The following is an 830-nucleotide window of genomic DNA, read 5'->3' as shown; positions in this document are numbered from 1 at the left end:
GTCCACCACCCCAGCGATCCACCACCCCAGCGATCCACTGCCCAGCACAGTCCACTCGAAGATCGCGCTACTTCCGGGAAGTAGGCCCCTCGACGGCTGCCGGAGGGCCCTATTTCCCGGAAGTAGCGCGATCATGACGAGACGTGCAGGCGTGCGACGGTGCACCGACCCGCGAAGTCGGTCAGCTCGCCGCGATGCCGTCGAACCCGGCTGACGCGGTCGCCCCGGCCGACGCAGCCGACGCCTCGGGTACGCCAGGCTGGATCGGCAGCAGCGGGTACGCCGGCCCGGTCCCCCCGTCCGGCCGGTCCGCCGACGGCTCAGTCCGCTGGCCGGCGCCAGCGGCACCAGCCTGCGGCGGTACGGTCCCCGGGGCGGAAACCGGGGCGAGCCCGGCCACCAGGGTCTCCACGATCTCGGCGGCGTACGCCCCCGCCGGGTCGTAGTCCGGGTCGAAGACGGTCAGCTCGACGCCCAGGCAGTGCGGGGTGTCCACCAGCCCGGCCAGCAGGATCTCCAGCTCGGCGAAGGCGATCCCGCCCGGGTCGGGCGCGTCGACGGCCGGCATCACCGCCGGGTCGAGCACGTCCACGTCGACGTGCACCCAGTAGCCGACGCAGTCGGTGAGCTGGTCGAGGGTCCACTGGGCGGTCCGGGCCGCGCCCTCGGCGCGGAGCAGGGGCACCGGCCGGTTGACGATGCCGGCCGCCTGGAGGTCCAGCCGGTACTCGTCCTGCGCCCGGATGCCGAGTACCACCACGTCGACGTCCCGGAAGTACGGCCGGCGCCCCTCGATGGCGGCCAGGTCCGCCTGCCCCCGCCCGGTCACC

At 74.1% G+C, this 830-nt stretch carries 1 protein-coding gene; it reads right to left on the bottom strand.

The features are described from left to right. Positions 1-181: 181 nt before the first annotated feature. Positions 182-830 (bottom strand): arginase family protein (locus GSF22_RS33970; protein WP_208817970.1); only part of this gene is annotated, 649 nt, incomplete at its 5' end.

This window comes from Micromonospora echinofusca, from assembly GCF_017614955.1.
GTDB lineage: Bacteria > Actinomycetota > Actinomycetes > Mycobacteriales > Micromonosporaceae > Micromonospora > Micromonospora echinofusca_A.
The sequence above is the reverse complement of the archived record's forward strand: the minus strand, read 5'-3'. Positions and strand labels throughout refer to the sequence as shown.